Source organism: Izhakiella capsodis (assembly GCF_900115045.1).
GTDB lineage: Bacteria > Pseudomonadota > Gammaproteobacteria > Enterobacterales > Enterobacteriaceae > Izhakiella > Izhakiella capsodis.
This window is the reverse complement of sequence record NZ_FOVC01000002.1, coordinates 1-24,865: the sequence shown is the minus strand read 5'-3', so window position 1 is coordinate 24,865 and position 24,865 is coordinate 1. Positions and strand designations below refer to the sequence as shown.

Annotated in this window: 13 protein-coding genes, 1 tRNA gene and 2 pseudogenes; 7 read left to right on the top strand and 9 right to left on the bottom strand. The window is 48.2% G+C overall.

Features of this window, described 5'->3' with window-relative positions; translation table 11 throughout:
- Window positions 1-70: 70 nt before the first annotated feature.
- The 4 genes from BM191_RS03520 to BM191_RS03500 form a co-directional block, all read right to left on the bottom strand.
- Window positions 71-229, bottom strand: coding sequence for a YegP family protein (locus tag BM191_RS03520; protein WP_092875251.1), 159 nt, complete (start codon window positions 227-229; stop codon window positions 71-73).
- Between the two features lie 910 nt (window positions 230-1,139).
- Window positions 1,140-2,786 (bottom strand): chaperonin GroEL, encoded by a 1,647-nt coding sequence (groL, locus tag BM191_RS03510; protein WP_092875247.1) that lies wholly within the window; start codon window positions 2,784-2,786, stop codon window positions 1,140-1,142.
- 44 nt (window positions 2,787-2,830) lie between these two features.
- The gene (locus tag BM191_RS03505; RefSeq protein ID WP_078000794.1) at window positions 2,831-3,127 is read right to left on the bottom strand and encodes a co-chaperone GroES; all 297 of its coding nucleotides are present in this window, start codon (window positions 3,125-3,127) and stop codon (window positions 2,831-2,833) included.
- Between the two features lie 465 nt (window positions 3,128-3,592).
- Window positions 3,593-4,054, bottom strand: a complete 462-nt coding sequence (locus tag BM191_RS03500; RefSeq protein WP_230479508.1) for an FxsA family protein — start codon at window positions 4,052-4,054, stop codon at window positions 3,593-3,595.
- A gap of 360 nt (window positions 4,055-4,414) precedes the next feature.
- On the opposite strand from BM191_RS03500, the gene aspA reads away from it, so the two are divergent.
- The 5 genes from aspA (at window position 4,415) to BM191_RS03470 (ending at window position 8,984) form a co-directional block, all read left to right on the top strand.
- The gene (aspA, locus tag BM191_RS03490) at window positions 4,415-5,851 is read left to right on the top strand and encodes an aspartate ammonia-lyase (protein ID WP_092875243.1); all 1,437 of its coding nucleotides are present in this window, start codon (window positions 4,415-4,417) and stop codon (window positions 5,849-5,851) included.
- Between the two features lie 313 nt (window positions 5,852-6,164).
- On the top strand, window positions 6,165-6,488 hold the full coding sequence (cutA, locus tag BM191_RS03485; RefSeq protein ID WP_092875241.1) for a divalent cation tolerance protein CutA: 324 nt from the start codon (window positions 6,165-6,167) through the stop codon (window positions 6,486-6,488).
- Window positions 6,464-8,188: a protein-disulfide reductase DsbD gene (locus BM191_RS03480; protein WP_092875239.1), complete on the top strand. Its 1,725-nt coding sequence runs from the start codon at window positions 6,464-6,466 to the stop codon at window positions 8,186-8,188. The genes cutA and BM191_RS03480 overlap by 25 nt, the downstream gene beginning before the upstream one ends.
- 38 nt (window positions 8,189-8,226) lie before the next feature.
- Window positions 8,227-8,799: a division control transcriptional repressor DicD gene (gene dicD / locus BM191_RS03475; protein ID WP_092875237.1), complete on the top strand. Its 573-nt coding sequence runs from the start codon at window positions 8,227-8,229 to the stop codon at window positions 8,797-8,799.
- 109 nt (window positions 8,800-8,908) lie between these two features.
- Window positions 8,909-8,984, top strand: a tRNA-Phe gene (locus BM191_RS03470).
- A 300-nt stretch (window positions 8,985-9,284) separates the two neighbouring features.
- On the opposite strand, the pseudogene BM191_RS17025 reads toward BM191_RS03470, so the two are convergent.
- The 4 genes and pseudogenes from BM191_RS17025 to BM191_RS03455 form a co-directional block, all read right to left on the bottom strand.
- Window positions 9,285-9,392 (bottom strand): annotated as a pseudogene (locus tag BM191_RS17025) (site-specific integrase); the annotation flags it as partial.
- A gap of 185 nt (window positions 9,393-9,577) precedes the next feature.
- Window positions 9,578-9,757: pseudogene (locus tag BM191_RS16905) on the bottom strand (DNA helicase); the annotation flags it as partial.
- Window positions 9,758-10,106: 349 nt separating this feature from the next.
- Window positions 10,107-10,934 carry a phosphoenolpyruvate hydrolase family protein gene (locus tag BM191_RS03460; protein ID WP_092875235.1) on the bottom strand — a complete coding sequence of 276 codons (828 nt, stop codon included), beginning with the start codon at window positions 10,932-10,934 and terminating at the stop codon, window positions 10,107-10,109.
- Window positions 10,935-10,974: 40 nt separating this feature from the next.
- Complete coding sequence (locus tag BM191_RS03455; protein WP_230479507.1) at window positions 10,975-12,195, bottom strand: Tm-1-like ATP-binding domain-containing protein; 1,221 nt, start codon at window positions 12,193-12,195, stop codon at window positions 10,975-10,977.
- A 119-nt stretch (window positions 12,196-12,314) separates the two neighbouring features.
- On the opposite strand from BM191_RS03455, the gene BM191_RS03450 reads away from it, so the two are divergent.
- Window positions 12,315-12,926 carry a TetR/AcrR family transcriptional regulator gene (locus tag BM191_RS03450; RefSeq protein WP_092875231.1) on the top strand — a complete coding sequence of 204 codons (612 nt, stop codon included), beginning with the start codon at window positions 12,315-12,317 and terminating at the stop codon, window positions 12,924-12,926.
- Between the two features lie 335 nt (window positions 12,927-13,261).
- Here BM191_RS03450 and BM191_RS03445 read toward each other — a convergent pair whose 3' ends face one another.
- A complete protein-coding gene (locus BM191_RS03445; RefSeq protein ID WP_092875228.1) occupies window positions 13,262-19,540 on the bottom strand; it encodes a hypothetical protein in 6,279 nt (2,092 codons plus the stop codon).
- Between the two features lie 2,728 nt (window positions 19,541-22,268).
- Here BM191_RS03445 and BM191_RS03430 point away from each other — a divergent pair.
- The coding region (locus tag BM191_RS03430) for a non-ribosomal peptide synthetase (RefSeq protein WP_143088786.1) at window positions 22,269-24,865 on the top strand (2,597 nt) is incomplete at its 3' end.

Below are 24,865 nucleotides of genomic sequence, written 5' to 3'. Positions count from 1 at the left end.
CCGTTTGCGCCGACAACATTTTGTTTGCTGTTGAACAAGGTATAGATCAGCACAATGTGGCGGTTATACCTTAATTACCGGTATAACCGTTACGTTGTGCATTTGCCAGGCAATCAACGCGGTTAGCATAACCCTGGGTCGATGCCCCAACGATGTTGCCATTTGGAGCCGTACGGCGCCAGCGCCATTCACCCGCGTTGTCTTTGTAAACTTCCCATTTATCATTCATGTTATTTCTCCATAGTAATTACTGATGTAATTAGCGAAAGATCCCTAAAAATCATCACAAATTAGCATACCAGGTTATCTCCTATTGACTGGGAGACTTCAATAACATGGAGGCATAGGGTTATATTACAACCATACACATAAATATTTTTTATCGAATTTGTTCGCGGTATTGTGATCAGCTAAAACTGGCTATGGGTTTAGCGTTTTCCTCTAAGAAATAGTCGGCCTTGTACCTGTTGGTCACAGCATATCAGTAGCTTTTGCGGCTTGCGACTAATGGTGCTTATGGACGTTCACTCAACGTTACCCTATGGCCCAGCCTTGCCTCATCCCCCAGCTACTGGCGAAATCCATTGTTCACCTCATGGTGAAAGAATACCCGAAAACCAAGGAGTACATTTTCAGAGCGCTTTCGCATCCCACCATGGCTGGTGACGCGCTGCTCATGAGCTACTTTCAGTTGCATAACAGATCTGGCTTCACACCAGGACAATACAATCAGACAGCCATCAGTGCAGCGTCATAGCGGTAGTGGCCAGTACGCATGAAATTAGATAAAAGATGAAGTTAACTCAATTTGTCACAAACTTAATGCAGCGGTTTGCCGGGGCGTGTATGTTTTCTGACATTATAAAGTTATTAATATTATAGATACTCGTTTTTTATCAAGCATCTATAAAAATTAAAAACGTTCACACATTTTGAATGAGCTAAGGACTATAAAACTCAACCTGAAAATTAGCCGTTCATTAAGCAAAAGGCCGATGTTCCGGACTTTAAAGTCCGGAACATCGGCCTTTTTATCACATTGATGCTAATTACTGCGGATTATGGCAAGTATCGCTCATTCAGAACAATACTTGCCGGATTTAGCCCGCCAGACTAGCTACTCATGCGACAACGTCGCACTACATCATGCCGCCCATACCGCCCATGCCACCCATACCGCCAGCAGCACCTAAGTCAGCTTTGTCATCTTTCGGCAGATCGGTCACCATGCACTCAGTAGTAACCATCAGACCAGCAACGGACGCAGCGAATTGCAACGCTGAGCGGGTTACTTTAGTTGGATCGAGGATACCGAAATCGATCATGTTGCCGTACTCTTCCGTCGCCGCGTTATAACCATAGTTACCTTCGCCATGCTTAACGTTATTCGCGATAACTGATGGTTCTTCGCCCGCGTTAGCCACGATCTGGCGCAGCGGTGCTTCCATTGCGCGCAGCGCAACTTTAATACCAACGTTCTGATCTTCGTTCTGACCGGTCAGATTGGCTATTTTCGCCGCTACGCGTACCAGCGCAACGCCGCCGCCGGCAACCACGCCTTCTTCAACCGCTGCTCGGGTTGCGTGCAAAGCATCTTCAACGCGGGCTTTTTTCTCTTTCATTTCAACTTCAGTGGCCGCACCGACTTTCAGAACGGCAACGCCGCCTGCCAGTTTAGCTACGCGCTCCTGCAGTTTTTCTTTATCGTAATCAGAGGTAGCTTCTTCAACCTGCTGGCGAATCTGAGTTACGCGACCAGAAATTGCAGCTTCCTCACCAACGCCATCAATGATGGTGGTGGTATCTTTGTTGATCACTACGCGTTTCGCCTGACCCAGATCTTCCAGAGATGCTTTTTCCAGCTCCATACCGATCTCTTCAGAAATAACGGTACCACCGGTCAGTACAGCAATATCCTGAAGCATTGCTTTACGACGATCGCCGAAGCCAGGTGCTTTCACTGCAGCCACTTTAACAATACCGCGCATGGTGTTGACTACCAGCGTAGCCAAGGCTTCACCTTCAACGTCTTCAGCAATGATCAGCAGCGGTTTACTGGCTTTAGCAACGGCTTCCAGAACCGGCAGCAGCTCGCGGATGTTGGAGATTTTTTTATCAGCCAGCAGAATAAACGGGCTGTCCAGTTCTACAGCACCCGTTTCTTGTTTGTTGATGAAGTAAGGAGACAGATAGCCACGGTCGAACTGCATACCTTCAACCACGTCCAGCTCATCCTGCAGGCCGGTACCTTCTTCAACGGTAATAACGCCTTCTTTGCCCACTTTTTCCATCGCTTGAGCGATCAGCGTACCTACGCTTTCATCTGAGTTGGCAGAGATTGTACCTACCTGAGCGATAGCTTTGGAGTCGGAGCAAGGAACAGACAGCGTTTTCAGCTCTTCAACTGCCGCAGCAACGGCTTTATCGATACCGCGCTTCAGGTCCATCGGGTTCATCCCCGCAGCGACAGCCTTGAGGCCTTCATTGACGATGGACTGCGCCAGCACGGTTGCCGTCGTGGTGCCATCACCCGCAGCATCGTTAGCTTTGGAAGCGACTTCTTTCACCATCTGAGCGCCCATATTTTCAAACTTGTCTTCCAGTTCGATTTCACGCGCTACAGATACACCATCTTTGGTAATTGCAGGTGCACCAAAAGATTTATCCAGAACCACGTTACGACCTTTCGGGCCCAGGGTCACTTTTACTGCATCTGCCAGTACGTTAACGCCGCGCAGCATTTTTACACGGGCGTCGTTACCGAATTTTACGTCTTTAGCTGCCATTTTATAGATCCCTTGAATTCTATTGTTCAGTGAATTACGTGAAATTACGCTTCAACAATCGCCAGAATGTCGCTCTCGGACATAATCAGAACTTCTTCATTGTCGATTTTTTCGACTTTAACGCCGTAACCGTCGTTGAAAATGACAATGTCGCCAACTTTCACATCCAGCGGCTTCACTTCACCGTTTTCCAGGATGCGGCCTTTACCCACTGCCACAATTTTACCGCGCGTGGATTTACCTGCTGCAGAACCCGTCAGAACGATACCGCCAGCTGATTTGGATTCAACTTCTTGGCGTTTGACGATAACGCGATCGTGCAATGGACGAATGTTGTTCATCTGATAAATCTCCTTCTGAGAAGTCCAATCTATAGTTTCGGGGTTGAATGCCGTGCCTGTCCGGCGTCCGGCTTCGTGCCCTGAGAGATAAGGACAGCTTGCCTGGCTTTCAAGGGCTACGCGTAAATTTTTTTGACCAAAAAGATTAATTGCAGAATTTTTGCACAAATCGCCATCGAAAGGCCTGTCTGAGGGATAAAAAACGGGATACATAATTGGCCAAGTGAGCCCAAGGATAAAATGTGCACAGAGTAAATCTGGAAGAAGATGTTAAGCACACCCTGTGCCATTTCTAGAGAAGAACATATGTCATCAACAGCCAAATCCCCATCATTAATCCCGGATGAAGACCCGCGAGAGAGAAGACTTCACCGATTTACCATTGAGCGTGGAACGTTAACCTTTTCTTAGTCAGGATGATCAAAGCAGACCGACGCGCAAAATCATCACCTTGAAACGTAAACATTAACGCCGATTTTGGTGGTCGTCATGATCCAAACGCTCGATATCTTTACGTTCATATTCCCCATCAACGGTATAGCCACTACCTGAATTATCCGCACCGCCACGCCAGACGCGCAAATGCGGCATCAACCTGAGCGTCAGATGTTTTTGCACGGGTGGCAGCAGCAGCAGCAGGCCGAGAAAATCGGTGAAGAATCCGGGCAGCACTAACAGGAAGCCTGCGATAATCAGCGAAACGCTTTTAACCATTTCTGCTGCCGGACTTTCTCCCAGCGCCAGCTTTTCCTGCATCAACATGAAGTTTTTCATGCCCTGATTGCGAACCAGTGAAATACCGATACTGGACGTAGCAATGACCAGGATCAAGGTTAATAACACCCCGAGCACGTGCGCTACCTGAATGAATAAGCTTATTTCGATCCAGGCAAGCATAAATAACACTAAAAACGGTAACCAACGCACCGTAAGCTCCTTTTGTAAGGGCCAGGAGGCTTAAGCATCCCAGCGACGTCGTGATGATGCTCAGACAATGGCCATAGAGATGGTCATAATGTTCAACTATTTCAGGCTGCAGGCAAGATGATTTCATCAAAGACCGAACTCAGCGACTATCTTAAGTTTGTGACTCAGATCTTATTTCTCCAGTTTAGAGTGACAGGGAATTCTATTTTAAGCGATTGCCTTGGCGATTTTTTTAATTCAAAACAATATGATCATCTGCGCCTGCCGATAAGGACTACTATGTCGGTACAAGTACTCTACGACAAGACAATCACCGATTGAGTGATTGAAATAACTGTAAGAAATAATAAGAAGGTTTCCATGGCTAATAATATTCGTATCGAAGAAGACCTGCTAGGCATGCGTGAAGTCCCCTCTGACGCCTATTATGGCATTCATACTTTGCGTGCGATTGAAAACTTCCATATCAGTAATAATAAGATCAGCGACATACCTGAATTTGTTCGCGGTATGGTGATGGTCAAAAAAGCCGCCGCGCTGGCAAACAAAGAGCTACAAACCATTCCGCGTAACGTCGCTAACGCAATCATACGGGCCTGTGATGAAGTTCTTAATAACGGAAAGTGCATAGACCAATTCCCTGTGGACGTCTATCAGGGTGGTGCGGGAACCTCGGTTAATATGAATACCAATGAGGTACTGGCTAATATCGGTCTCGAACTGATGGGGCATCAAAAAGGTGACTACCAGTATCTGAACCCCAACGACCACGTTAACAGATGCCAGTCCACTAATGATGCCTATCCAACCGGCTTTCGCATAGCGGTTTACTCATCAATCCTGAAGCTGCTCGATGCCATCGGCCAACTGGGCGAAGGATTTGAGCGTAAGGCGGTGGAGTTTGACACTGTCCTCAAAATGGGCCGTACCCAGCTACAGGATGCGGTACCCATGACGCTCGGCCAAGAGTTCCACGCTTTCTACGTGCTGCTGAATGAAGAGATCAAAAACATCTTACGCACGGCAGAACTGCTACTCGAAGTGAATCTGGGCGCGACAGCAATTGGTACCCGTCTGAATACGCCGGACGGCTATCAGCAGCTGGCTGTGCAGAAGCTGGCAGAAGTCAGTAACTTACCCTGCATACCCGCAGAAGATCTGATTGAAGCGACTTCCGACTGCGGTGCCTATGTCATGGTGCACAGCTCACTGAAGCGCCTGGCGGTAAAACTGTCGAAAATATGTAACGACCTGCGCCTGTTGTCATCCGGTCCACGCGCCGGCCTCAATGAAATAAACCTGCCTGAACTACAGGCCGGTTCATCCATTATGCCCGCAAAAGTTAACCCAGTGGTGCCAGAAGTGGTCAATCAGGTGTGCTTTAAAGTCATTGGTAATGATATTACGGTTACGATGGCGTCTGAGGCAGGCCAACTACAGCTGAACGTAATGGAGCCGGTTATTGGCCAGGCACTGTTTGAATCGATCCAGATCCTGACCAACGGCTGTTACAACCTGCTGGAGAAATGCGTTAACGGTATCACTGCTAACAAGGCAGTGTGCGAATTTTATGTCTTTAACTCAATCGGCATCGTCACTTATCTGAACCCTTATATCGGCCACCACAACGGCGATATCGTTGGCAAAATTTGTGCAGAAACCGGAAAAAGCGTGCGTGAGGTAGTGCTGGATCGAGGTCTGTTGACCGAAGCCGAACTGGACGATATTTTTTCAGTACAAAATCTGATGCACCCGGCTTATAAAGCCAAACGTTACACCGACGAAAGTGAACAATAAGCAACAAGCTTGCGACAAATTCAGAGCACGCTGCGACGTGCTCTTTTCTCATCGAACCACAATTACACCAATTTTTCTGACTTGAGATAATTGATACGCTGCGTGCGCCCGGTATCCTGCGCGAGTGGCGGCAAGCGTAATGGGCAAACCGGCTAAATGACCCTGCCTTTCACCACGCAACTCTCATTTCAGGCGGGATGATTAACGCGCTCTCCGCCGCTTTTAGCTCTCTGTCCGGACCTCTGATACAGCTGGCTGAGGTTTTCATCACCTGGCATGCTATAGTCAGCGAGTTTCAACCAGGAGAAAAATGATGGCTTGCTCACAGGCTGTGATAGTGCTTTGCACCACACCGGATGACGCCAGCGCTCGCACGTTAGCTGATAGCGTGCTGTCCGCTAAGCTGGCAGCCTGCGTGACTGTGCTGCCGGGTGCAACCTCGCTATACATCTGGCAGGGTAAGCTTGCAGAAGCGAGCGAAGTGCAGCTGCTGCTGAAAAGTGACAGCGATCACCTGCAGGCGCTGTTTGCGTTGATCAAAAAGCAGCACCCCTATGACACGCCGGAGCTACTGGCTATACCCGTTTTACATGGAGAGAGCGATTATCTGTCATGGCTTACCGCATCATTACGTTGATCCTGCTGCTGGCAAATAGCCTCAGCGCCCAGGCTTCGCTGTTTAATAGCTTGCCACAGTCGCAGTTCGTAACCGCTAATCAGGCTTTTGCCTTCGACTTCAGCCAACAACATGACCAGCTGACATTAAGCTGGAAAATAAAGCCGGGTTATTATCTGTATCGCCAGAAAATTGAAATTACGCCTCATAACGCGAGGCTGACCGCCTGGTCGCTGCCCCCGGGCCAGAACCATGAAGACGAATTTTATGGCAAGACGGAGATTTTTCCTCAGGATCTGACATTACCGCTCACTGTTGAACAAGCCAGTCCGGGTGCGGCACTGGAAGTGACCTATCAGGGCTGCGCCGCCGCTGGCTTCTGTTATCCACCAGAGACCCACAGCGTTCCCCTTGAGCCTCTGAGCGCCAGCTCAGACCGGCAAACGGCCGCGTCGCAAACAGCGGCACCCGGCGACGCAGCGCTACGAACATTGCCGTCAACCTCACTTCCCTTCTCCTCGCTCTGGGCCTTACTGATTGGCATTGGCGTAGCCTTTACCCCCTGCGTATTACCGATGTATCCGCTGATATCCGGTATTATTCTGGGTGGTAATCGTCATTACTCTATGACGCGCCTGTTCACGCTGGCTCTGGCCTACGTGCAGGGCATGGCGATAACCTATACTCTGCTGGGAGTAGCCGTCGCCGCCGCTGGCCTGCGTTTACAGGCAGCATTACAGCAGCCCTGGGTGTTAATTACCCTGTCAGTGATGTTCATCCTGCTGGCGGTATCGATGTTTGGCCTGTTTACACTCCAGTTTCCCGCCAGTCTGCAAACGCGCATCGCGCTGTGGAGCAATCGCCAGCGCGGCGGCTCACTGCCCGGCGTTTTTTTTATGGGCGCGTTGGCGGGACTGATTTGCTCTCCCTGCACCACCGCCCCACTGAGCGCTATTCTGCTTTATATCGCTCAAAGCGGTAATATGCTGGCCGGTGCGGGTACGCTCTATCTTTACGCGCTTGGCATGGGACTGCCACTGATACTGGTGACCCTGTTCGGCAACCGGTTACTGCCCAAAAGCGGCCCTTGGATGCACACCGTCAAAGAAGGCTTTGGCTTTGTTATTCTGGCCCTGCCGGTGTTTCTGCTGGAGCGTGTTGTTGGCGATAGCTGGGGGATGCGTATGTGGAGCGCGCTGGCGATGGCCTTCTGCGTCTGGGCTTTCAGTGTGGCGCTGAAATCACCGCGTGGCTGGGCAAGAGTCATGCAGGTGCTGTTTATGGCCCTGGCGCTGGTGACGGCTCGCCCGTTACAGGATTGGGCCTTCGGCATCACGGTCCTGCCACAGGCAAACCAAACGCACTTGCCATTTACCCACATCAGCAATCTTCAAGAGCTACACGCAGCGCTGGCGCAGAACAGCGGAAAGATCACGATGTTAGACCTCTATGCAGACTGGTGTGTGGCTTGTAAAGAGTTCGCTAAATATACCTTTCCCGATGCCAGCGTAGTCAAAAATCTAGAACATTTTCAGCTACTTCAGGTTAACGTAACCCGCAATAACGCCCAGGATACGGCATTATTAACACAACTGCGGGTACTTGGTTTACCAACCATTTTATTTTTTGATACTGAAGGTCATGAAATCCCCGGCTCGCGCGTCACCGGTTTTCTCAACGCCCGTGCTTTCAACGACCATTTGCAGAAACTGACCCAATAAACAATTTTTTCAGGTTATTGATAAGACAGGAGCATCCCTTGCAACGTGAACAGGTTCTAGAGCATGCCCTTAGCATGCTGGAACAGGAGGGCATGGCGGTTATCCGCTCCCTCCAGCAACTGGCCGGTGACGTCGACGTTCAAACGCTGGTCAGCTTCTGGCCCGACCGCGAAGCGCTGTTGTATGACGCCTTGCGTTATCACGGTGAGCAGATAGATAACTGGCGCAGGCAGCTGCTGCTGGATGAAACCATCAGCACACAACATAAGCTGCTGGCGCGCTATGTCCGACTGGAAGAAGCAGTCAAAAAACGACGCTACCCAGGCTGTCTTTTCATTGCTGCCTGTAGTTTTTATCCACAGACGGATCACCGCATCCATCAGCTGGCGGAGCGGCAAAAGCGGGCATCATGGGAGTACACTCATCAGCTGCTGATTCAGTTAGATACCGAAAACCCGACGCTGGTCGCCGAGCAAATGGAGCTGATTCTTGAAGGCTGCCTCAGCCGGCTGCTGGTTAAGCGTCAACTGCAAGACATTGAAACAGCGAAAATCCTGTCCGAAGATGTATTACGCGTAGCGCTGTGCCGTAAAAATGGCGCACTGGCCTGAGTATCCCAGGCATTTTTGCCTGAAAAGCAAACAGTCAGGTGCAATTAGCGTGATTTTGGTAAAAAACGCGTTGACGCCCTGCGGGCTTTAAGGTTTAATGCGCCCCGTTGCCCGGATAGCTCAGTCGGTAGAGCAGGGGATTGAAAATCCCCGTGTCCGTGGTTCGATTCCGCGTCCGGGCACCATGCATCAAAGCACGTTGGTTAAGGAATAAGATCCTTAACGGGCGGTTAATTCGGAACCGATAGATAGATGTCAACGTGGTTTTCCCGGTACTTACACTCCGGCGTTGATATCAGGTTCCTCCGTAAAGGATGCCTGTGTGAAAACACAGGCATCCTTTACTCGATCGCTGTGGATTTTTACAGCTTGTTAAAGCTATGTCAGTACGTGTCTGGCCTCTTCTTCACGTGTAGGAGTCAAATCCATATACAGTGACGGTTCGTTTTCCAACACTCGCCCGTTATCTTCAAAGCCAGTTCGACCTATTCCAGGGTTGTGCTGACACTTCGATGCCCCAGCAATCTTTTTACCACTGCCAAATTACGGTCGGGTGATTTCATCAACTCATTCGCCAGAGTATGTCTGAACCGATGGGGGCCTACCTTAAAACCATACTCTTTCGTTAGTCGAGTAAAGAACGAACGGGTTGTATCGCAGGTTCATAACCAACCTCCCCCAGCAGGTTCAGGGAAAGTTTCACATCAAAAAGATAATCCTCCGGTTCGGCTCCTTGCGCGACGGCGCGATCAACAAGTATTCGTATAAGGTCGCTCAGGAAGTTGGGCCAGGCCAGTTGATGCGACATCTTGCATCCAACGTTAAAAGGGAATTTTTGCTCGGCCTCATCCCTGACTGCACGGTTATAGGCAAGGTAAAGCATCTTGCGGTCAGGATTTGCCTGAGCAAACCGAACCAGCGTAGACGTTTTATCCGTGCCGGCAAAGACTCTGACCACCGGGCGATGGCCGGATCATCCAATGATGGCGGCTTGTTCGGACGTATCAGAATAAAATATCAGAAACACTCTATTTAATCTTGACCGACGTTATACTGCGCAGATCAATACCGCATACACCACAGAAAAATCTTTCCCCGAAAGAAAAAATTTAATTGGGTGAATGCAAATGAGTTGATATAGCGTTATTAATCAATGCTGTTGGAGTCTAATAATGAAAATCCGTAAAGTAGTGCTTCAAATCAGTAATTAATGGTGGGATTATCATTAACTATCTTAATGGTGTTTTTATGTAGGCGATATAATTATTATTTACCGCCTTATTTATTAACGTGCATAATTTGGTGAATTAATACCTTTTAATAGCCTTAAATTCCTCAGCGGTATTTTTTATAGCTTTTTCAGTTGGCAAACGCTCCATCGAGCTGGCACCGTAGAAACCATGGCAATCAGGGCAACGAGACAGGATATAGGCAGCATCTTCTGGCTCAGCAATGGGTCCGCCATGACAAAGTACTATCACATCGTTACGCACCGCCTTGGCCGCCCTGGCACAAGCGTTGATAGCCGGGATGCAAGACTCCAGGTCCTGGGCGGTTTCAGCGCCAATATCCCCACCCGTAGTTAACCCCATATGCACGACTATCACATCAGCACCGGCCAGAGTCATTGCTACAGCATCATCAGGATTGAATACATAAGGAGTAGTCAACATCTCTTTCTCATGAGCCAGGCGAATCATATCTACCTCTAACCCATAGCCCATTCCCGTTTCCTCCAGATTTTTACGAAAGTTACCGTCAATAAGGCCCACGGTAGGGAAGTTCTGCACGCCTGCAAACCCCTGGACCTTGAGTTCATCCAGGAACGTTGAGAAATTGCAGAAAGGGTCAGTGCCGCACACACCAGCAATAACAGGGGTATTTTTAACGACAGGCAGAATTTCGTTACCCATATCACGAACTGTATGGTTAGCGTTGCCATAGGGCATTAACCCCGCCAGTGACCCACGTCCCGCCATTCGAAAACGACCTGAATTATAAATAACGATAAGGTCCACACCGCCAGCTTCTTCACTACGCGCTGATAAACCCGTCCCGGCGCCAGCACCTAAAATGAGCTCGTTTCGGGAGACCTTATTCCTAAGTGTTTGGATCAGTGAATTATAGTTCTTCATTGAAGTTCCCCTGGTGCTGATTGTTTTAGTCTTCCTGGTATTAAAGAATTTTTTTAAATTCATTTAATACCAATGAAGTAAATTCAGGTGAGTTAATGTGGTGAGGCGTTTTGATTATCCGTCGGTGTGCCGTTTGTACCATCGTCGACTCCAATCCTTGCGCAAAAGCTTGCCTTGCATGGGGGGAGAAGAACGGTTGGCCTGGAGCATCTAACGCAGAAAATCCGCCTTCTGGAATAATGAAGCTTACCGGTCCGTTGCAGTGATTGAGCTTGTTCCCAATCCATACGCCGAGCTGGTAATTTTCCTCTGGTGTTGTGCGCATCAGCGTCACCTGAGCGTTATGCTCAACAAACAGTCGTTGAGCATAACGCTCAGGGATACTGTCAGGCCCGCCAAAATTAACCATATCCAGTGCACCGGCACTGCCAAGCCAGGGTTTCCGTGTCCGCGCTATACAATCCAGCCGGGTTTCCTTACACGCCAGTACACCCCCGAAGAGTAAGTCGGCAATTTCAGTTAAGGTGATATCCAGAACGGCCATGATTTCACCGCTGTCAATCAACGATTCCATACTGGTTCCACCATTACCGGTGGCATGAAAAACCAAGGGATCAAACTGCTTTTTCAGCAAATTGACCAATTGATTGATACAAGGTGTCGTCACACCGAACATTGTCAGACCCAGCAGGGGTTTGCGGGTGCTATCCGGGACCATTCCATGATTTACCGCCCCCGCAATCATATTGGCAGCATTGGCGAGAATGGTACGAGAAAGATAATTAAGACCGTTGAGATCAGTCACGCTATATAGCATGGCAATATCTGCCCCCCCCACGTAATCAGCCACGTTTCCTGAAGCCATTGTGGAAACCATTAGCTTGGGCATGCCTATCGGCATCGACTGCATTGCCGCTGTGATCAACGCCGTTCCCCCTGAACCGCCTATCCCGATCAAAGCAGAGATGTCTTCTGCAGTACCACTAAGAAAATGGGTCAAGGCCACAGACATTGCCGTAATCGCCCGACCACGTTCATGACAGAAAACCGTGCTGGCGCCTTCAGGGTGATATTCAGCAACTTGCGCCGATGGAATATCTATGTTTTTGTTTTCAATTAACTCTGCTGCGTTTCCGGTAGACACATCGATGATATATGAATCCACACCGGCCGCATGCAGGCAGGATTTCAGCCAAATGAGTTCTTCTAGCTTAGTGTCCGCCGTCCCTATGACATACACAAACTGGGTCATACTACTCACTCCGTGAGAAGGGGAGAAAGATTAATTGATATCGTGCAATATAAAGCTAGACTGATATTTTATATCATTCAAGATAATTTTTAACATAGGTGATATTTTTTATTAGGGCAGAATGAAAAATGAAGTTTTTTGATGAAGATAATCTCTCTCCAATACGTCGCAGAACGCTCGAAAGACTCACTCATGCGGCCCTGAAGCTTTATCAGGAAAACAAATTCCCTTCACCGGAAGAGATCACTCGCGAGGCAGAATATGCCAAAGTCACGCTGAGGAGTTACTTCTCCACGCACTGCGAATTCGTTGAATACGTAGTAAAAAAGATTATCGGTTCCTTCGAAAAACCGAAAATGGGAGATGACCCTGAAGAGAACATTGCCAGATTACTGAACTGGGGATACAGGGAGCTGAATTCTCACGAAGCGTTGATGCGTGATGCCATGCGTATCGCTCAACAACGTTGGCAAAACCAACCTCCGGATAAGGACGTTGACGAAAACAGCAGACTGCTCAAAAAGAGTAACCGCCGCGAAGCCCTCACAGAAGCATTAGCGCCACTTAAGTCACAGCTCCCCCCTGAAAAAGTGCAAAAGCTGGTTATGCTGATGTCGGTCTTATACGGTACCGAAGCGATGACCATACTCAAAGACACTTTTGGCCTGGATCAGGAAGAAATCATCGAACTGACAACCTGGGGTGCCAGACTCATGATTCATCAGGCTCTGCTGGACTGAATTGGTGATAAAGCTAAAATTGACTGACACTTTAATATTAAATGACATTCTTACGTCATTTATCCTATGGCAAATAAAAAGTGTTTCGAAAATCGGACTATCAGGGATCCGCTTGGAAAACGGAAAATATCCTACGCCAAGTCTGTTTAGCAAGCTGGTCCAGACGCTATCGAATATTACGGCAGGACCGCGAGATCATCAGGCTTGCCGCTTTCCAGCCTATCAGTATGTGAATAAATTTTACTCTGGCAAACAGGCCACTGTGTAATCGGCTTTGACACCCCCTCTGAAAGGAAGTGGGCCTTTCACCTCAAAAGTTAATAGTCTCTTCGGCACTAAACTTCATGAAGAGTCAGGTCCAGCGCCGCCTGGATAAAGGAATTATCAAAATCAGATTTTCTTATAGCATCATCGCGTCTCATCGCGGGTGTGTCCTCATTCCGCCAGATGCGTTCACCTTGTGTATGGTAGTGGCTTAACACGTTAATCATAAAGGCATTATGTTCCGCCATGCTCAACAGCGTATCGGCTTTAACCACCCTGCTGTACGCTAACAGGGATTTTGCTATATTCTCCTGCAGCTCAGTGGTGGCGGCATCCTCCTTTAAACCTAACGCATAATTCGTGCTGAGTTTACTGATCCGTTCGTCGGCAAAAAGGTAGCTATCGTCACGGGTTGAAAACTCGAATGCGTTCAGAAATGAACCATTTTTGTCGCGCACGCCATCCCTGTGGTCAGAGACGTTATGCGCCACGTCAGGGGCCGGGGCATTAGCCTGTCCGTCAGGCTGGTGTACTTCAGGACCCACCGGTAGAAAGATCCGCGGCTGACCGTTATAGAGCAAACCAAATGCATTCGGCCGGGATGCATTGGGCCGGGATGAGCCAGGCAGGTTATACTGAACCAGAGCAATAGCAGAGTAGTTATCGGTTTTCTGTTTGCTAAGGAAGTTAAACAGCCGGGTTACATTTTCCTTAAATCGTCTATACACCATCTCAGAAATATCGGAGATGGGTCTTTGACTCATACCCAAATCTATGACCATTTCATCATTCAGACCGGTCGCCTCATTGAGCATGTTTTTCAGCTCAGCCTTGATTTGAGGTTGCAACGCCGCTGCGTCAAACAGCTGTTTCACCTGGGAGACTTTTATAAAAGCTCTATTAATCGATTTGACAGCGTCCCGGCAATAGGCAGGCATCTTAGTATTCAAATCAGATCTCATCAGCAAATCCAGTTTTTCTTCGCGGATAGTTGTGTCATAGCCGTGCATCATTCTCGCTATTTTCTCCTGCGTGGCCTCACTGGATATCTCTTCTAATGGTTTCACCGGGCTGAAATCCACTCTGTTGTGTTGTTTCAGTCGATCTATCGCCTCCTGAAGCGGGTCTTGCTGCGTATGTTGTACCTCTCCGTCAAGACTGACGTCGTCGAAATACTCTCCCTCACGGTATCGTTTGAATGTTAACAACTTCGTTATTTTTTCAAGCTGGTATCCCATCCGCTGTGTAATCGGATTAGATGCGTTAAAGGAAATTGACTCAACTTTTCCACCGGGGATGGTGTCATAATGCCCAATTTCACTGCTTACGGCTTCAGTCCCGAGAAACCGCGCAACGTTTCGGATGTTGTAATCGTTAAGCGTCGCGGCAGAGACCAGACCCTGACTAATAAGGTAGTCCTTGAATTTAGGGTATTTATTCACTATCACATAAGGGTGCGCTGTCAGGTATAAAATTGAAATATCGGAATTCCCAATATTATATTGAGCGTTTACCAGGCCGTAAGATTTATTAATAGCATCAGGGGATGTCCCTTTTTTTATTAGCGAGTAGGTGCTGACATTTGGCTTAAAGTCACTGCTGACATCAGAGACGCTATCCTGATGATTACTACTCCTGCTGGTATCAGAAACGCTATCCTCAGGGCGATCGTTCCTACGGATATTATTTAGCGCCTGCTCAGTTATCTTAAAATTAGCGATAATATTTTTTTTATCTGATTCCGGGTAGCGTTCGAGCGCGTTATTCAACCTGTTTAACACCGCATTCATGTCTTGAATTGACGTGGACAGGGCGTCAGCAGAAAGCACATTGCTGACTCTGCTGGTTGAATGCCCGGTACGTGCCAGCGTAAAGTCGCTACTGTTTTTAAATTTTCCCGCAGTCAAATCAAAACTCTGTATTTTTTGTTTGCCCAGTTTGTAATTGAGTACAAACCTGCTGGCTGTATTAAGCATCACATGGTGTTCGGTCTTAAGGCCAAAACTTGTTTCAGGTGTGCGGCATAATCCCGGGCAAAGATGTGCAGGCCTTCCTCCAGCATTTTGCAGGCGATAGGCTAATTTATGAAGATCGCTTCCCTGCTCCCAGGTTGCCCCGTTGTCCTTGGAGATTTTTATTACGCCCGCGTCGATTTTTCCCAGTAACTCGCTATTGCCGATTTTAAAGACTCGTGCCGAAACCGTATACTCTTCCTCCAGCTTTTCAAGCGCCTCAAGATCCTCAAGTGATACGGTATGTTCCAGCGGCTTGTTGACTTTGGTGTGTAATGAGATCCTCTTGGCTATAGCATAGGAATCTCTAATACTCAGGCCGCTGGCCACTAGCGCCTGATAAATGGCCAGTGGCTCTCCTGTATCGTAAGCCTCTTTGATGCTCTGCCCTACTATGGCTAGATCAATTGATTTATTGCCAATCAAAAGTGTATATTCCAGAGTCTTTGCGGCAGGGCGGCTAACCCGCGCTATAGAACTTAGAAGCGCCTCGTTCGGAATGGCTGCTGTAATAATGCTTGCTACAGCCAGAGGATGTGGCGTTTTTCCGTCTATCAGATCAGCATCCACTTCGGCTGATGCCTGTATAACAGTTATGCCTTTTCCCATCCTGGTAAAAGTTCCGGCTGCGGACACAGTAATATCAATCCAGGTGCCGATCGTCTCGGCCCTGTCCGCATCCCTCTCGGCAATGATCAACGGCTCATCCAGCGTCCGATCTATAATCAATTCGACCATTCGAGACAGTTTCGCGAAAGGATGGGCAATTCCTCGCAGAAAATCCGTGCCCTCCAGATGATTCCATGAATACGAAAACGTATATTTTTTGGATGTTAATTTAAAATCTGGCTCAGGAACTAAGGTGCCAACCATTGCCCTGGATAGCAGTTGTTTATTGGATGGAAATTTTTCTGAAGTATGCGAAAAATCGTTTTCCGCAGTATCTCTTAGTGATTTAGCAAGATCCGCAATAGTCATCGGAGCAGAATTGTTAGAATTGAAATAAGTGTTAAAATCTTCAGAGCCCTTTTTAAGGGATTCTAATCGCTGTTCAACGGATGGGCTAGGAATCCACCCGCCATCTTGATGAAATGTCCGCCGTGATTCCTTGCGATTATAAGGAAGGGAATATTTAGTAACAGGTAAAATATCCTCACCTTTTGACACATAATAATAAGGAGTAGGTACATTGAGGTGAATCACTACGCCACGTTTACTATCAAGTGTATCAGGTAAAAATAATGTGTTAATGATTGGATAGCCGTCTATATCCAAGGGGGTAACATTGAGAGCGCCTGCCCTGGCCATGCGGGCATTGCTTCTGCATTGTTCTGATAATTTCTTATCGTTTTCTATTTGATACAACAGATAATTAATGGCGTGGAAATACGCCGAGGTTTTGTGATTACTGGACAACTGATAGTATTTTTTATCCGCACAAAACGAATAGTAATCGAATACCAGAACATCGTCGCGTTCCGCGCCCGCCGGGGCATTCTGCGCCTCCGTGCTGCGCTTACCTCTGCTTCGCGGATGTGCCTCTTCTTCCCGGTCACCGCTCCCGGCGAATGCCTCAGCTGACGCCGACAACGCCTGCTTCGCGGCACCGGCTGGCGCTCCACCCGTCATCGACTGCCGTTCAGCGTCTGAAGGCACTGACGTGTTGCCGATGCCAGGCGCGTTCATACCGGCCTCCAGTGCGCGGTTGGCCCCTTTAAATCCAGCCGTAGTGGCACCACTGAGCACAGCGTCAGCCAGCATCTGCCCCGCTGAGGCCATTTTTATCTTTCCACTTTGTTTCCCTTCCGTCACGCGTTCATAAATCGCTTCAAAACTGTTTTCGCTACCCTCCAGCTGACAGTTACGCATCCGGGCCAGCGCCGTTATCGCACCGCCGGTGGCAAACTTCAGCGCGCCCGGCAGGGGCGTCGTTGCTAATTTGAAGCCGAGCTGCTTCAGTTTCTTTTCCAGCAGGCTGTTAATCGCCCTGAAAGGGATGTCCTCACCCGGCATGGTGAATTTTTTCAGCTGATGAGCGGCGTACGGTATTCTTATCACGTCCTTTACCGTCCTCAGCGCGATGCTCGTCAGGGCTGACAGGCCCACGACCAGGCCCAGCGCATCGAACGACAGCGTGACAACCAGGCGGGCTGCACCTGACGAGGCTCTCTGCTGCCCCCACTTCACCATGTATTCAGTCAGCCCTTTTTCCAGCCCGGCATACTGCGCCGGACTCACCGGGGGCTTCAGCTCCCCACGACGAGCGTTTTCAAACTCCGCAGCCAGCCGGGTGGCAAACAGATAGCCCTGCGGATCGCCGGCTGAAAGCACACCGTCAGTCAGCCCGTAGCGTTTCAGTAAAGCAAGCGTCTGGCCCGCGTCCGCCGCAACCCAGTCTTGCGGCATTTTTTCCCGGGCGATCTGCGCCCAGTGCCGGGCAAGGCGCGCGCCACGGGCATACTCGTCCAGCGGGCGGCCGGTCATGTTCGCGGCGGTGCAGGAGAGTTCTTTTTCGGCCTGTGTGACCAGCAGCAGGGCTTCTCCTGCTCTCTCCTTCGCCTCGCGATAATTGGGCGCGCGATCTCCGGCAGCGGTAATGGCTTTATCCAGCGCGCTGCCCGCGCCGGCGAGCCTGGCGGCAAATTCTGGCAGTAATGTATCCAGCGTCTGCAGGTAGGGTGCGGCGCCGCTCAAGTGTTGATGCGTCATTTTCAGCACCGCAAAACGCTGCTGCCTGAGCGTACGGGCAACCTCCTCAGTCGTTTTACCCTGACGCGCCAGCAGGGTGCGCGCGCCCGCAATATCGGTGTCCAGCCACTGAGTCAGCACCGCCATCTTTTCACCCAGCGGACCCGCGGATTTTTTCTGCACAGCGCCATCAGTGGTGGGTGGCTGAGCCGCCGCCCTGCCGGCAGCCGTACCGGGACCGGCGAGATTTACTCTGTCGGACAAGGTGGGGGCGGGCAGTACGCGGTCCTGAAGGGGCTGCAGAGCCACTGCTTTTACATACAGCGACCGGCTGGAGTCGCGGAACTTTATCGCCGTCTGCTGCCACGACCACAGAATGCCTCTGACAATAGATTCGGCCGTCAGCCGCTCTGATGTCATTGCCGGGTTGAGTGCCGGTACTAAGTTCAGCAGCGCTCCGTGTAATCTGGCCCTTAGCGTGCCGGCCCTCGCAAGCAGAATAGCAGCCTGTGCCCCTTTTTTATCAAACCAGTCCATACAGCGGGACGGCTGGCTGACCGACACGCTCTTCATCTCCTGGTGAAGCGTTTCAAGAAACTGCGAGACGTCCCTGAAGAAATCCGACGACGACCCCTGGCGATGCGCGACGATAGATGCGGTCGCTTTGGCTTGATCTCCGGCGGTCTTTAACAACGCGCTGAAAGTGGAAAATTCCGCCGCGCTGTCCGGGGACAGGAGCGCTTCGGTGATGTCGGTCAGCGTCTGCACCACAGAATTTAGCGGCATGAGCAGCGACGGGTAAATCTCTGTGTTTTTGATAGCCTGTTCATGGCTGACCCAGCGGCGGACGTTTTCCTCTGACAGCCGGGCGGCTAATCCCCCTATCGCGTTGAGTTTTTTCCGCGTCCATGGGATACCAAACGGGCTTTCAGTGCTCACTGTGATATTTAACAGGGCGCGGTCGTCGGTAACGGCGTCATGCAACCGGCGCACTGACGCCGGATCAGGCGCGTACAACCGAGAGTCGTTCGGGCTGAAGGCTGAACTCAGCTCAGCGCCAAGCGTCGTGAAATATTCAGCGAGCTCGCGGAAGAAAGAAGGCGCGTTCCCCGAAGGTGCGGAGGCTGCCTCTTTAGCGCTCTTTGCCTCACTGAACAGAGACTGAATAAATCGCCTCATGGCGTCGTGCGGTTCAGCGTGAAGCCCCGCGGCATCATCAGACATATCAGCAGCAGTGCCACCGGCCGGGAAAAGCACATCAACAATATTTTTCAGCATTCGTAGTGCAGAATTCAGCCGCTCTGCCAGCTGCTGCCCCGCGGCACGGTTAGCCGGGGCATATTTTTTGTCTCCGTGTATCACACCCAGCTGATGGTTAACCCAGCGCTGCGCGTTGTCAGACAGACGACGGGTAAAGTCGTCGAGGGTTTCAAGCTGCGCCCGGCTCCTGTCGGCATCAGACAGACATGCCAGCGTAGCCGGTGAGACTCCGCTCTCACGGGCATTGGCGATGGCCTCCCGCAGCTGCACGGCTAACGCCATATTCACCGAGGGTATCTGCGCATTATGCCCTTTGCGTCTGAACACCTGGGCCTCTGTCAGATGATTGACGCTGAGATAAGAAAACAGTCCGTCAGTGATGCTGTTCACTCCCTGTGCCCCCGAGGAAAACGACGCTGCGCCGACAAACGGGTTTGTCGCTGGATGCCGGCTTTGCTCCTGCGCGGGGTTGAGGTCTGTATTCCGGGCGTTATCTTTCCTGTTTGTTGGGATTCCGTGGTCATTTCTGCAATAACTCCCGCTAAGGAAAATAAAGTTATTTTAATTCAATAGCTTATGGCGAACTGGCCGGTGCCGTTCAAGGGGTAGGTCAATGTTGTTCCACAGGGGTTCTAGGCCGGAACCGCCGAAATTTCCGTTAGCCCAGTTAAGTTCGGCAACCAGTGTATTCCGGGGTCAGTTTGGATATCAAAAATTATTGTACGTCAGGATTGTTTTTTTGTACTTCCAGGCTGTGGTAGGGGTCTGACGCGCAGTGAACGAAAACTCACGGCAAGGGATTTTTAAAATGCGATCCAAAAAATGGATTTGCTGTGATGAAAAGCCAGCACGCTTTTTCTGTCAATAGTGCGCCTGCGACCAAACCGGATGCCTTTCAGTTTCGCTTCCTAAACTGCTAAAATACCGATTCATTGTGATAACCATCACAAAACCAAAGCGAATTTATATGGGGGCTATCATGGGGGCGCAGCTTGATCGTTTTTTCCAACAAAAACAATAATAAACAGCAAGTTAATCGTGAGCATGATTCAGTGTCCGCCACCACTCTTCAGAGCCTGTTCGTTACGAATTGAGATCCTTAACGAGCATGAAAGTGGTCAACAGCATGATTGAGTAGTTACAACCTAGCCTTCCCGAATCGTAAAATTAAACAATGCTCTCATGTGAGTGAGCTTGTTATTCCATGTTGTTTTGGTAAATCCTTCCACATTTATCACATGCCTTCTCCAATTCAAAACCATCAAATCGTCAACACCTGCAGGCTCAATTGACTCACCCGCAAAGTTAAGAAAGGTTTTTAAAACTTTTTATAACTCCATTCAGTTGCCGCCCTCAAAGTTTTACTGAAGAACGCCCCTTTTATCAGTTTTTTAAACGAACATATTATTTTCATTATCTCCTCATTAGTAAAATAGTTTGAAGCTTGTTAATTTTTGGCTGGAAGCCAGACGCTGCCCCCAAGGCAGCTACCTTTTTGTAGATAATGTCGGCATGTATCATGTAGCCCGGCGCTTTCGTAAAACGACCGCTCTTTTCCAGCGAATCCTAACGCTGGTAATGGAACAGTCCTTGACCATTTCGTGAATAATGTATGCTCAAGTGACTCGACACTTTTTTGAAAGTGGTCCTTATCTGCTGCTTCTTGATCTAAAGCTGACAATTTAACGGTAAAAACAGCCGGGAATAATCAGAAATACAAAATGTGCCAGAAAATGCAAAACACTGTCTTTTTTATTTTCCCGTAGCGTGCAATCCTCCATGCTATCCCTGATCCATTCCTGATAGCTTTCTCCAGGATGAGCTCCCCACAGGAATTCTGTCCGGCAGGCTTTTCATCTGATAATGGTGCCACCATGGGAGCTTGGTTTATCTTCAAATTTTGTATCCCTACAGCTTCCAGAGACTGGCCAGCTGCTAACAGATCCAGCACGGACATGGGATTTGCTACAGTTGCATTTCGATCTGCTCCATCTGACAACATCTCTGCTTCGGACTAAACCTTTGTTTACTGCCATCCAGTGAAGCCGCCCGGCGCTGTAATAGCCCGTAATGTAGCGGATTATCTCTCTCTAATTGTCGCTGAAGCTATTGCAGCGTTTTATTGGCATCCATTCTGTCTTCAGGCTCAGGAAGAAGCGTTTCATTGGCGCCAATCGATTAAACGCGAGACAGAGCCGCTGGAGAAGAAGAGTAAAGATAAAAGTATGAAATTGCCCCCCTGGGGATGCCTGTAACGCATTTAAGAATGCCCCAGTCAGACTGTGCAACGCGACAACTATTCTCGCTTATCAGAAATTCGGGCAGGGAGTGGATGGCTGACGACGGAGGTTTCCCGCACTTCCAAGGGTGCTGTCGCATCCAGAAATAATCCCTGGAGCCATTAGCGCTCATCCGATACGAAGCAGGCCACAAATGTGCCACCGGAAAGAGTCTCCTGAGGCAGACTCACGCAGCCGCTTACTGTGATCAACAAATACTTTAAGGTCATAGTCGTTCAAAAGTCTTTCAACCGAGCAATACAAATTTTGCGTGATGCCAGAGCATGCCTTCAGATAACGCTTATATTATGACGGCGAAGGCAAAGTCCTGTTTGTTTGATTTGATACAAACTCAGCCTAAAGCTTATAATTTTTGACAAATAAAATTGTGAAATAAGATTACTCAATCAAGAGTATCTGCTATCATGCCGCCCGCCAAAAAGTTAAATTTTATTTATGGTTTATTTGAAGTTAATTTCCATATGATTCCTTTTATTTCTATAAAAACTAAGTTTGCTGAGAGTATTGTATAAAAACACACCTACCAAACAAGTTATTTTCATAATGTGCCGAAGCAATACTGCGCAAAAATTATCCCAAAAAAGGGAGGCTACATTCCAATAATTTCATTGGTATACTTAGAAATCTTAAAATCAACCATACAAAATGAACATCCCACGGGATGATATTAGGCAATTAAATCAGTTAGTTACAGCACCTGATGATAAGTAATTTTATCTGATGTATTTTAGGGTGACTGTTGTAAGCAATCATAATCAATTAGTTTGTTAGTTATCAGATCCTAAGATAGGATTCATAAGTAAGGAGAGGGATTCTCTATGCAACATCATGGTCTACATGTCAGTTCAAAGAAAAACAAAAATGAAGGAGATAAAACAGAGCCTAAAAATTACTCAGTATTTCCACTTAGTTCTGTTCAACAGGCAATATGGCTCGACCAACAACTTAATCCCGAATTGATTAACCATAATATTGGTTCCGTAGCGACCATTGAAGGTGAGGTTGATCCGGTAGCGATGTCACAGGCTTTCAGAACTGTTGTAGCCCGCCATGATGTATTTCATTTGCGTATGGATAGTCATGGCAAACCATTACAGTATTTCTCCGACAGCTTGCTCCCCGCCCTGGAATTCCAGGATGTCTCTCTGAATAGTAATTATAATGATTTAAATCTAGAAAAAGATATTGATGACAGATTTAATCGACCCTTCTCATTAAATGATGTGCTGTGGCGCGCTACTTTATTTAAATTTTCAACGAAACGCTTTTATCTGCAGTTTTGCTGCCACCATCTTGTCTCTGACGGAATGAGTTTAAGTTTACTCAATGTTGAAATTGCCGACATTTATAGTAAATTGATTAAAGGGAATAAATATTTACCGGAACCCGCCCTCTCATATCGCGATTTTATCACTGATGATATTGCTTACAGAGAATCCGAACGATTTTTTAAGGATGAATGTTTTTGGTTAAAACGTTTTGAAACACTTCCCCCTCCCTTTTTTTATCCATTAAAAAATAAGGCGTTAAATTCTGCCCCCTCTCTCAGGCCCGTTATATGGTCATTATCTAATCAAAAATTTATCCAGATAGAAAACCTGGCGCAAAATTACGGACTTTCAGTATTGCACTTCATGTACGCAATTTTTTCGTGTTATTTTATTCGAATCAATTGCATCGATGAGATTTCGATTGGGATACCGTTGCATAATCGCAGGAGTGCCTCACACAAGAAAGCAATGGGTATGTTCGCAACTGTTATTCCTGTACGAATAAAAGTAAGCGCTGAGGATTCATTCACTGATATTATGCGCAAAGCATCTGTGGAATTGCGCAATTGCTATAAACATCAACGTATGCCCGTCGCTGAAATTCAACGAAAATTAAAAATCCAGAAAAGAACCGGGCGTTCACACTTATTCGATATGAGTTTATCGTATGAACCTTATGACGTAGATCTTCATCTGGAGGAGGCGGTGATTCACTCGATCAGGCCACATCATAAGGCGCAATATCCTCTTGCCGTGACAATTAATCGATATAAATTCATCAATAACGAACATTGCGATAACCCAATAACAATCGACTTCGATTTTTCAAGTAATTATATGACATTCGATGACGTGGTTACCATGAAAAATCGATTAACCGCTTTACTTGAAGGGGTTTTAAAAGATGAGAATGTACCTGTCTTTCAATTACCCTTACTATCACATAATGAGCGTCAATTCTTTATGAAGCAAAATAACCTCCAACAGATAAAGATGGCGCATAATGGATTGATTCACGAACTTTTTGAGAGGCAAGTTAAAAAAACACCACTGACTATTGCCGCTGTTTTCGAGGAAAAACAGTTATCATATACGGAATTAAACCAACGGGCTAATCACCTTGCTCACCACCTTATTGAGCGGGGTGTTAAACCAAACGATCGCGTGGCTATTTGTCTGGATCGCGGTCTTGATATGTTGGTGGGAATATTGGCCATCCTCAAAGCAGGTGGAGCTTATATACCGCTAGATCCGGTTTATCCATCAGATAGACTGGAATATATTCTTGAAGATTCTGCTCCAGCTATTTTAGTCACACGCCGCGACCTTACAAATCAATTTGATTGCGTGATACCTACCTGTTTCATCGATGCATTATCAGCTGTGACATCAGGTTCGGATTTCAAACACAATCCAGTAATATCCTCTCAGGAACTTCATTCTGGTAGCCTGGCATATGTGATCTACACGTCCGGTTCCACCGGACAACCTAAAGGCGTGATGGTTGAACACGGGAGTGTCGTTCGATTACTACTCGCAACTGAGGCTCATTTCAATTTTGACAACAACGATGTATGGACGTTGTGCCACTCTTTCTCATTCGATTTTTCAGTGTGGGAACTGTTTGGCGCGTTATGTCATGGCGGAAAACTTGTCATTGTTTCCTCTGAATGCACTCGCTCTCCACAAGCTCTGTTTGAGCTGATTTGCCGGGAAAAGGTCACTGTTCTCAACCAGACACCGGGCGCCTTTCGACAACTGATTGAGGCACAAGGTAACGCACATCATTCACTGCGTTGTGTCATTTTCGGCGGTGAAGCACTTGAGACAAGGATGCTCATCCCTTGGGTGAATAAAAAATCTAATATCAACACGCGCTTGATTAACATGTACGGAATTACAGAAATAACCGTACATGCAACCTTCTATGAGATCATACCGTCTGATATCGATCCTCACGCCGGAAGTATCATTGGATCTCCTCTTGCTGATCTTTGCATATATATTCTTGATGAGCACGGACAGTTAGCGCCGCTCGGCGTGCCGGGCGAGCTTTATATCGCCGGGGACGGCGTGGCGCGCGGATACCTCAACCTGCCCGACCTGACCGCTTCACGCTTCCTTGACGACCCCTTTTCCTCTCA